General features: G+C 47.7%; 10 protein-coding genes and 1 riboswitch. Of the genes, 4 read left to right on the forward strand and 6 right to left on the reverse strand.

Translation table 11 applies throughout. The features are described 5' to 3' along the window. A partial coding sequence (locus tag G475_RS27680) for a hypothetical protein (RefSeq protein ID WP_211233945.1) occupies window positions 1-235 on the forward strand: 235 nt, incomplete at its 5' end. On the opposite strand, the gene G475_RS0121840 is transcribed toward G475_RS27680, so the two are convergent. Together G475_RS0121840 and G475_RS0121845 are read right to left on the reverse strand one after the other, a co-directional pair. Further along, complete coding sequence (locus G475_RS0121840) at window positions 200-628, reverse strand: disulfide oxidoreductase (protein ID WP_026703068.1); 429 nt, start codon at window positions 626-628, stop codon at window positions 200-202. The genes G475_RS27680 and G475_RS0121840 overlap by 36 nt on opposite strands. Beyond that, entirely contained in the window at window positions 625-1,293 is a 669-nt protein-coding gene (locus tag G475_RS0121845; protein ID WP_026703069.1) for a DsbA family protein, read from the reverse strand. The genes G475_RS0121840 and G475_RS0121845 overlap by 4 nt, the downstream gene beginning before the upstream one ends. A gap of 184 nt (window positions 1,294-1,477) precedes the next feature. Further along, a riboswitch (cyclic di-GMP riboswitch) is annotated at window positions 1,478-1,559 on the forward strand. Between the two features lie 130 nt (window positions 1,560-1,689). Between G475_RS0121845 and G475_RS26030 the strand changes: the two genes are divergently transcribed. Next, window positions 1,690-2,070, forward strand: coding sequence for a response regulator (locus G475_RS26030; RefSeq protein WP_035712452.1), 381 nt, complete (start codon window positions 1,690-1,692; stop codon window positions 2,068-2,070). Window positions 2,071-2,100: 30 nt separating this feature from the next. On the opposite strand, the gene G475_RS0121860 is transcribed toward G475_RS26030, so the two are convergent. The 4 genes from G475_RS0121860 to G475_RS0121875 are packed head-to-tail and all read right to left on the reverse strand — an operon-like array spanning window position 2,101 to window position 7,251. Continuing rightward, the gene (locus G475_RS0121860) at window positions 2,101-2,619 is read right to left on the reverse strand and encodes a DUF1641 domain-containing protein (protein WP_026703071.1); all 519 of its coding nucleotides are present in this window, start codon (window positions 2,617-2,619) and stop codon (window positions 2,101-2,103) included. Window position 2,620: 1 nt separating this feature from the next. Then, window positions 2,621-5,563 carry a formate dehydrogenase subunit alpha gene (gene fdhF, locus G475_RS0121865; protein WP_026703072.1) on the reverse strand — a complete coding sequence of 981 codons (2,943 nt, stop codon included), beginning with the start codon at window positions 5,561-5,563 and terminating at the stop codon, window positions 2,621-2,623. A 53-nt stretch (window positions 5,564-5,616) separates the two neighbouring features. After that, window positions 5,617-5,982: a DUF2294 domain-containing protein gene (locus G475_RS0121870; RefSeq protein WP_026703073.1), complete on the reverse strand. Its 366-nt coding sequence runs from the start codon at window positions 5,980-5,982 to the stop codon at window positions 5,617-5,619. Between the two features lie 24 nt (window positions 5,983-6,006). After that, entirely contained in the window at window positions 6,007-7,251 is a 1,245-nt protein-coding gene (locus tag G475_RS0121875) for an L-lactate MFS transporter (RefSeq protein WP_026703074.1), read from the reverse strand. A gap of 354 nt (window positions 7,252-7,605) precedes the next feature. On the opposite strand from G475_RS0121875, the gene fdhD reads away from it, so the two are divergent. Further along, window positions 7,606-8,412, forward strand: a complete 807-nt coding sequence (gene fdhD, locus G475_RS0121880; RefSeq protein ID WP_026703075.1) for a formate dehydrogenase accessory sulfurtransferase FdhD — start codon at window positions 7,606-7,608, stop codon at window positions 8,410-8,412. Further along, entirely contained in the window at window positions 8,409-8,645 is a 237-nt protein-coding gene (locus G475_RS0121885) for a hypothetical protein (RefSeq protein WP_026703076.1), read from the forward strand. The genes fdhD and G475_RS0121885 overlap by 4 nt, the downstream gene beginning before the upstream one ends. Window positions 8,646-9,043: the final 398 nt, after the last annotated feature.

Consider the following 9,043-nt stretch of genomic DNA (forward strand, 5'->3'; position numbering starts at 1 on the left):
GTTTGGCCCAACCTCCCTCTCTATTCAGCCGAGGCCGGCCACGGAGACTCCTATGGGACGAAGACGAACGGAAGATTCACTTGGTAATGCGATCTTCTTTACCAAGGGAGCTGGAAAGCGCAGTGACCGGGTGCATCGATCCCATCGTCATTGTTTTGTTCGGGTTTTCGGCCGGCTCATCCTTCTGTCCCGGCCTCGTTTACTCGACAGAACGGCGGCTGCGAGCGCCCCATAAACAGACAATAATGAATAGAAAAGCAAGAAGGGCGAGGAATGGAATGGTGATAAACCCGAGCAGATTAATATACATTCCCTGGCATGGCACTCCTTCTGAACAAGGCTCTATCGGTGCAAATCCAGGTATTTTCTGCATCGAATAATGATAGAGAGACACAAGAGCGCCAATAACAGGCAGCGGCAGCACATAGCGAACAATGCTTGTATCATTGAAATAAGCAGCCATGCCAAGCAGGAGAACAAGCGGGTACATCAAAATCCGCTGATACCAGCAAAACTCGCACGGCACAAATCCGAGGATTTCACTAAAGTACAAGCTGCCTAAAACAGCAGCAGCGGAGACAAGCCATGCGGCATACAGACCGTACGACTGCAATACGCGCTTCATCATGCGTTTTCCTCCAGACCATTTTCAATCGCTGTCTGAATGGCTTCCCAATCAAAAGGATCTTCAATAAGCGTCCCATTAATTAAAATACTCGGTGTGAATTGGATATTGTTCTCATCGACCAAGGTCTCATCTACCTTCACTTGTTCTCGATACGTCTTCTGCTCTATATCCTCAATGAATTCTCCGGCTTCCGGCCCTTCATCCATCTGTTCAGCCATCTCCCCTAACGTTTCCGGAGTAATCCATTCTTGATCATGTGACTGTTGGGACGGCTGATTCTGAAAAATTATTTCGTGAAAGGACCAAAACGACTCAGGATATCGATCCCAAACTGCTTCTGAGGCCAGGGCTGCAAGTTCAGACTCTTCTCCGTGAAACAACGTATTAATATAAGTGAATGATACCTCACCGGAGTTAATGTAATTTTCTTTCAGGATGGGAAAGACTGTTTCACTCCATGACTTGCAGGCTGGACATTTGTAATCGCCAAACTCCACCACTTCCACCGGGGCCTCTTCTTCTCCCATGACAGGCTGGTTCTCCAGATCTCCTTCGACTGCTGTTTCCTGATGGTCCGAGGGACTTTCTCCCGGCCCCCAAAGAAGAAATGCTCCCATTCCTAGAAAAACAATACCTGTTACGATGACAAGAATCTTTGATTTCATTACGGAAAAGCCTCTCTTTCTTTATTCAAGCATACTGTTGTCATTTTACATCAAATAGAGACAAAGAGCTGTAACAAACTACCAACATTTTAGTAGTGGCGATCCCGGCCTGCAACGTAGGCACTCTTTTCTTTTCAATATTTCTTCGATTTAGTATGATAGAGATACTAATAGTTTCACCATCCAACCGAAATGGCAAATTCCTGAAAAGGGGGGACGCAAAGCCGCGGGTCTAAGGGGAATTCTAGGACAGCCGGGCCGCCGAAGGAGACAAACACAGGACTGGTCTCTGCCATTTCGGAGACCAGTCCCTTTTTATTGAGGAGGCTATTGAGTTTGTAAGACCCGTTGGACGTTAACATTATCAATCCCCGGGGATAAGAAAGGATGTGGAACATGAAAACCGTGATGATAGCGGATGATTCCGCCTTTATGCGGACATGGCTGAAAAAGCTGGTAGAAAACCATAATTACCGCGTCATTGTTCAAGCCCGGGATGGTGAAGAGGCCATAAAACAATACAGCCTTTACCGTCCACAGCTGGTCCTCCTTGATATCACGATGCCCAAAGTGGACGGATTACAGGCTATAAAAGGAATTACAGCCTTGGATCCCAAAGCCTCCGTCGTTATGTGCTCTTCGCTTGCTACTTCCTCTCATATCAACGAAGCAAAGAAAGCAGGTGCTGTCGATTTTGTTGTTAAGCCGCATTTTCACGGATTGATAGACATTCTGAACCGGGCTGCGGAAAATCATTCGCCCGATTCCCCCTCATAATTTTCTTTGGGGTTCGTTTCCGACTCTTTTTCACATTTTTTGGTCCGGTGTTTCTTTTCCCGTTTTCATATCCTGCTCCGTCTGCTGACCCATCCCTTTCAGAAAAGTCAGCAGCAGGGTCACTGCCCGATTTACTTCCGGATCCTTCAAGGATTTTATCACATCCATATAGCCAACCTTTTCTTCTGTATCACTTTCTTCTCCGACCCGGCGCAGTCCGTCATTCACTTTCAAGAGTATCGGCTCCAATTTCTCTACTTCCACTCTGCCGGCCACACCGAGCAGCAATAATAGATTACGGATCGAAGTGGTATTCTCTTCATTATTCATGGTGTCTACCAGTACTTTCAGAACTTTATCCCCATCTGCAAAAAGGCCGTGTAAAAGGGAAATAACCCCGCGCTCTTCCGCGTGCTGTAACGTGGAAAGAGATTTTAAAATGACATCTTTGTTTTCAATCAAGGCATCTTCAATTTCCCGCAAGTCCTGCTGCCGTTGTTCCTCTTCCGAGACTTCCATTTTGCGGATATGCTGAATTTTTTCGGCCATATTAACGTCCCCCTTTCACAGCATCACCAGGGAAGGTATAGTCTTGGCGCTGCCACTTTTTCTCCACCTGAACGCCGATCTGCGGCTGCGGGTTTCCAAAACGGTGGTTTATCTTTGGAAGTGGGGAGGAACCTTTTTCCTGCAAAATTTCCATCTTCACTCTCACTTCTTTATACGCAGGGGTATCGGTATCTTTGTCCGCATAGCTGCTTGTGAGCTGGTTAACTGCTCCATTCCCATCATCATTTAAGGGGATATATATTTCTTTTTTCTGAACTCGTTCTGTCACAAGACAGGGTAATTTGACAGCACCATAAGGGGATACTAGACGTACCACCGTACCATCCCTGAGGCTCCTTTCTTCTGCCAGCTGCGGGGACACTTCCACAAAGGCCCGCGGAGTTTCCCGTGTTATGCCCCTGGACCGGTACGTCATGTTTCCTTCATGAAAATGTTCCAGCAGTCGTCCGTTATTAACCTGCAAGTCATATTCTTCTTCGTACTGCACCGGTTCGGTCCATTCGACCGGGTACAGCCTTGCTTTTCCGTCTTCAAACGGGAACCTTTCCGCGAATAGCATAGGTTCATCCGTGCCATCGGCGTGCACCGGCCACTGCAGGCTGTGATAGCCTTCCAGTCTTTCGTAGCTGACACCGGCGAAAATAGGGGTTAATGCCGCGGCTTCAGCCATAATATCTGAAGGATGGCTGTATTCCCAGCCGGCGTCCAGTTCATTGGCGATCGCCATAATAATTTCCCAATCCGGCTTCGAACCTCCCAGTGGTTCCAGCACCTGATACAGGCGCTGGATGCGTCGTTCGGTATTCGTGAACGTTCCTTCTTTTTCAAGGCTGGGGCTGGCCGGCAGTACGACATCAGCAAACTGCGCTGTTGTAGTGAGGAACAAATCCTGTACGACAAAGAAATCAAGTTTCTCAAAGGCACTATGCACATAATTGATGTTGGAGTCTACGATGCCCATATCCTCGCCTTTTAAATACATGGATTTTAAGGTTCCTTCATGAATGGCATCCACCATCTCATGGTTGTTTAATCCGGCGTGCTCCGGAAGTTTAGTGTTCCAGGCCTGCTCGAAGCTGCCGCGCACCTCCTCGTCCGTGACAAACTGGTACCCTGGAAAACGGTCCGGCATGCTCCCGAAATCGCTTGCCCCCTGCACGTTGTTATGACCGCGGAGCGGATAAGCGCCAGTGCCGGGTTTTCCATAGTTTCCTGTGACAAGAAGCAGATTGGAGATGGCCGTGCTGGTGTCGCTGCCGCCCTGATGCTGGGTGACCCCCATGGCCCAGAGTATACAGACCTTACCGGATTCATGAATCATCTCTGCCGTTTGGATTAGATCCTCTTGGCTTATGCCGGTCATTTCCGACGCATACTCGAGGGTATAAGGTTCCAATGTTTCCTTATACTCCTCCACCCCGTTTACGTTCTCTGCCATAAACGTCTCGTCCGCCCAGCCTTGATCGATAATATATTTTGTCACCGCTGACAGCCAGATCAAATCCGTTCCGGATTCCGGACGGATAAACAGGTCTGAACGCTGAGCCATTTCATGCTTTCTAAGGTCAGAGACAATCAACTTCTGCTCCCGGAGTTTGTGGGAACTTTTCACCCGGGTTGCCAGTACAGGGTGGGATTCGGAGGTGTTCGATCCGATGGTAAGTACCAGATCAGCCTGTTGAATATCCGTAATGGAGCCGGAATCTCCTCCGTAACCGACCGTGCGGAACAATCCCATTGTTGCCGGACTCTGGCAGTAGCGGGAACAATTGTCGACATTGTTAGTGCCAATGACCCCGCGGGCCAGTTTCTGCATCAAATAGGATTCTTCATTTGTACATTTAGAGGAACTGATAAAGCTGAGGGCATCTGCCCCATGTTCTTCTTTTATTTTGGTAAACTTCTGCTTAATCAGCCCCAGAGCTTCCTTCCATTCCGCTTCCCGGAAAGACTGCCCGTCACGAATCAACGGCTTAGTGAGGCGTTCTTCACTGTTCACAAAATCCCATCCGAATTTTCCTTTGACACAGGTAGAAATGCCATTCGCCGGGGCTTCCTGCTGCGGCTCCACTTTTAAAATGTCACGGCCTTTCGTCCACACATCAAAACTGCAGCCTACACCGCAATATGTGCAGACCGTTTTTGTTTTTTCAATTCGGCTTTCTCTCATCGATGCTTCCATGTCCGACACAGCGAGTATCGAACTATATCCAGTTTCGACTCCTTTGGTTATGTCAATAAGCGGCCGCAGCGTATCTTCAGCCATTCCTGTCATGTAACCTGCCTCGCCTTCCATGCCGTTTTCCATCATGGCATTGCACGGACAAACGGTTGAACAGTGGCCGCAGGAAACACAGGAGGACTCCTCGATCGGCACGTCATTATCCCAGATGACCCGGGGACGCTCTCTCTCCCAATCTATCGTTAATGTTTCGGTTACCTGTACATCCTGACAGGCTTCCACACATCGTCCGCACAAAATACACTGATCCGGATCATACCGGTAAAAACTGTTAGAGTCTTTCTCGAAAGGCTTTGGTTCAAACGGAACGCTCTGATGCTCCACCTGCATTTCCTTCACAGTGTTATGAATTTCACAGCCGCCATTATTGTAGTCACAAACCGTACAATAGAGCTCATGATTATAAAGAATGCGATCGATCGCTACCTTCCGTGCCTCTTTTACCTCTTTGGACATTGTGTTGAGGACATCCCCGGAGTCGATTTCTGAGGAACAGGCCCGCACCATCTCCCCATTTTTTTCCACAATACAGGTGTCACATGTTTCAATGGCTCCAAGGCTGGGATGATAACAGACCGAAGGAATATCTTCGTTTTTTCCGTGTAAAAATTCCAGGGCGGATTGTCCGTTGTCTCCGCTTACTTTCTCTCCATTTACCTCAATTTCTATTTTATCGGTCAACCTATAACGCCTCCCATCCATCGTAAAGAAATTATTCAGATGCCTGACCAACGTTAGGGCTTCTTGTTAAATTTCTTTTCCAGATCATCTTCAAACACGAAAATTGACATGCCAAAATCCTTTTCGATATCAATATCAACAAATAATTCCACGAAATTGCTTCCTAGCAGCTCCTCCATTTCATAAGGACGGTGCTGCCGGTATATTTCTTTGACCATCTGCGTTCGTGCTTCACGCAGCATCTGTCTGCCGTCTTTTTCACTGGCAATGAATTTTTCTACAGGAGAAAGGTTCCCTTCCATTTCACATATCGCCCAGTTTTTACAAAAAGTGGTCGTGATATGGCTGGGACCCTTCCCCATGTGTTTTTTTCGAAAGGAACGTACTAAATTACTGAACTCTGCTTCATGTCGGTTCATATGTCTTCAACCTTTATCGTTTTTTCACCCTGCTTCTTCCTGTTTCTGCTGCCTCTTCAATGCGTTAATATCCCTTCGGATAAGGAAGGAAATGATTAATGCTACCCCAATCATTACGGCAAAAATGTACAGGGTCAGCGTGTAGCTTTGCGTGAGCTGACGAACTGTGGAGGAAATACTCGGTCCTGCCAGACCGGCTGCCGCCCAGGCCGTCAAAATGTATCCATGAATAGCGCCTAGTTCCCTGGTACCGAAAAGATCGCCGATATAGGCCGGGATGGAGGCAAATCCGCCGCCGTAGCAGGAAATGATAATAAACAGAAGAATTTGAAACACAATCGCCTGACCGATGACCGGAAGAATAAAATAGGCTGCAACCTGAATCACAAAAAACGTCGTATATACATTCGCCCGGCCGATATAATCTGAGACCGAGGCCCAGGCAATCCGGCCAAGACCATTGAAAAAACCCATGATCCCGACCATCGTTGCCGCCGCTGCCGCAGACAAACCGGCGATTTCTTCTCCCATCGGGGCTGCCACCGCTAGAATGGCAATGCCGCAGGTTACGTTAATAAACAGCATCAGCCACAAAAACCAGAAGCGTCTTGTTTTTACTGCTTGATTCGCTGTCAGCTGGGACAAATCCATGTTTTTCTTTGATATATTTTGGGCCTGATCCTTCATGTATCCTTCCGGCGGCCGTTCTAAGTAAAGAGCGGACGCGGTCATACAGCAGAGAAAAATCGCCCCAATGATAAAAAATGTATTTGCGATACCCACTGAGCTAATCAGCGCTTCCTGCAGCGGACTGAAAATTACCGCGGAAAAACCAAATCCCATAATTGCGAGGCCCGTGGCCAGCCCCCTTCGGTCCGGAAACCACTTCACCAGGGAAGAAACAGGGGTTATATACCCTATACCCAGTCCAATGCCGCCAAAAACGCCGTATGAAATTAATAAAAGCGGTAAGGATTCAATGGTGACCGCCAGCCCTGAGCCAAGCACACCCGCTCCAAAAAAGCCGGCTGCGGTAAGGCCCGAAACCCGAGGACCGTATTTTTCCACAAAATGTCCAAGAAAGGCAGCAGCCAGTCCGAGAAACAAAATAGCAAGACTGAAGGTAAAATTAACCCAAAACAGCGACCATCCGAACTCTTCCTGCAGTGGGTTTGTGAACACACTCCATGCATACACCGAGCCGATCGAAATATGTATCCCTACCGCCGATAATGCAATAAGCCATCTGTTTTTCACTTTTCTCTCCATTAGATTCACCCCTTCATCATGATGGAAGCTTCATTCCCTGCCCTTAAAAAAACGTCGTCTCTCCATCACAAAAGGAACCCCTTTGGTGAGGAAAAACGACGTATAGAGCAGAGGCAGGGACGCTGCTTCCGAGCTACAGAAATCGCTTACATTTAGAGACGACAGACATTGACAGCAGGAACGCTGCTGTAATGATCTCTTGTCACTAATTGGTAACATTTGATTTCATTTTACAACCTATTTTCATTATTTTCAATAAATTATACCAATTCTATTTTGTTTCCCTTGGTTGATTATTGATTTCGTGTATGATTTAGTAGATATAACACCTTTTTTCGAAGGCAGGTGACAAGAGTGAAAAAAGAAGTGAGTGAACAGCGTGCCATCACCACCTATAAACAGGGAGAACTTCAGGAAACCATGGATGTCATTGTAGCGGAAGCCCCCCTGACGATTTTCGTAAACGGGGAAGAATTTGCCACGATGGTATGCTCCCCGGATCACATCGAGGAAATGGTCATCGGCTTTCTGGCGTCAGAAGGTATTATTTTCTTTTACCGGGAGATTCAAAATCTCGATCTGGATGAAGAAGGCGGTTTTGCTTATGTGACACTGCATAAAAAAGCTTCGCTTTCTTCGGAAACGCATTCCAAACGATTTATCGGCTCCTGCTGCGGTAAAAGCAGACAGTTTTATTTTCATAATGATGCCAAAATGGCTAAAACAGCAGCCTCCACTGTCTCCTTGTCCCCTGAACAGTGCATCGCGCTGATGAACGCGATGCAGGAAGAAAGTACAGCTTTTCACGATACAGGCGGGGTTCATAACGCAGCCCTTTGCACAACGGACGACCTCCTTCTCACACGAATGGATATAGGCCGTCATAATGCTTTGGATAAGCTTTACGGTCACTGCCTGCTTCATCGCTGGAGCGTTCGGGATAAAATCCTTGTTTTCAGCGGACGGATGTCGTCGGAGGTACTGACAAAAGCTGCTAAAATCGGTGTCAGTGTCGTCCTTTCGAAATCCGCACCGACCAGTCTCGCCATTGACCTCGCCGAGGACTTAAATATCACGGCTGTCGGGTTTATCCGGGAAGACAAGTTAAACGTCTACTCCCATCATGACAGAATAACAGCTAAAGGAGCGTATCACGTATGAGTTCCTGCAATATCGACCATAGTCTCGAAGAGGTCCAAACCAAACTGGAAAGTCAAAAAGAGTTCCTGCCCGCTGCTTTATACCGGGATACAGAGCTTGCCCTGCACCAGGAGCAGCCGCAGGAGATATTAAATGAAGTATTCCACCTTTTAAAAAAGTATGACCTGGCGGACCCCGAAGAACAAGAAAATCGAAACACCCAACTCCAGCATCTGTTTGAAAATGAACAATAGCGTGCAGGAACCCGCGAACTTGGAGTGCAGGCCTTACAATATACATTCACGAAAAAGACGGGGCCGGGATAGAAGGATAGGAGCCGGCCGAAAACCCGAACAAAAACAATGACGATGGGATCGCTGCACCCGGTCACTGTGCTTTCCCGCTCCCTTGGTAAATAAGATCGCATTACCAAGGGAATCTTTAGTTCATCTTCGTCCCATAGGAGTCTCCGTGGCCGGCCTCGGCTGAATAGAGAGGGAGGTTGGACCAAACCAAAGAAAAAGTGGTAAAACGGACATCTTAGGGTTTATATAACAAGAACGTCCATTCAGCGGAGTCAAAATAGGTCGACTCCTGCGGGAAAAGCACGAGTCTCGAGACCCCGCAGGAAGTGACTTTCTTCCGAGGAGGC

It is taken from the genome of Salibacterium aidingense DSM 18341 (assembly GCF_000429685.1).
Classification (GTDB): domain Bacteria; phylum Bacillota; class Bacilli; order Bacillales; family Marinococcaceae; genus Salibacterium; species Salibacterium aidingense.

Bases quoted from the DNA above. Each gene is read 5' to 3' on its own strand.
- G475_RS0121840 (WP_026703068.1), bottom strand. From the start codon at position 628: ATGATGAAGCGCGTATTGCAGTCGTACGGTCTGTATGCCGCATGGCTT.
- G475_RS0121845 (WP_026703069.1), bottom strand. From the start codon at position 1,293: ATGAAATCAAAGATTCTTGTCATCGTAACAGGTATTGTTTTTCTAGGA.
- G475_RS26030 (WP_035712452.1), top strand. From the start codon at position 1,690: ATGAAAACCGTGATGATAGCGGATGATTCCGCCTTTATGCGGACATGG.
- G475_RS0121860 (WP_026703071.1), bottom strand. From the start codon at position 2,619: ATGGCCGAAAAAATTCAGCATATCCGCAAAATGGAAGTCTCGGAAGAG.
- G475_RS0121870 (WP_026703073.1), bottom strand. From the start codon at position 5,982: ATGAACCGACATGAAGCAGAGTTCAGTAATTTAGTACGTTCCTTTCGA.
- G475_RS0121875 (WP_026703074.1), bottom strand. From the start codon at position 7,251: ATGGAGAGAAAAGTGAAAAACAGATGGCTTATTGCATTATCGGCGGTA.
- G475_RS0121885 (WP_026703076.1), top strand. From the start codon at position 8,409: ATGAGTTCCTGCAATATCGACCATAGTCTCGAAGAGGTCCAAACCAAA.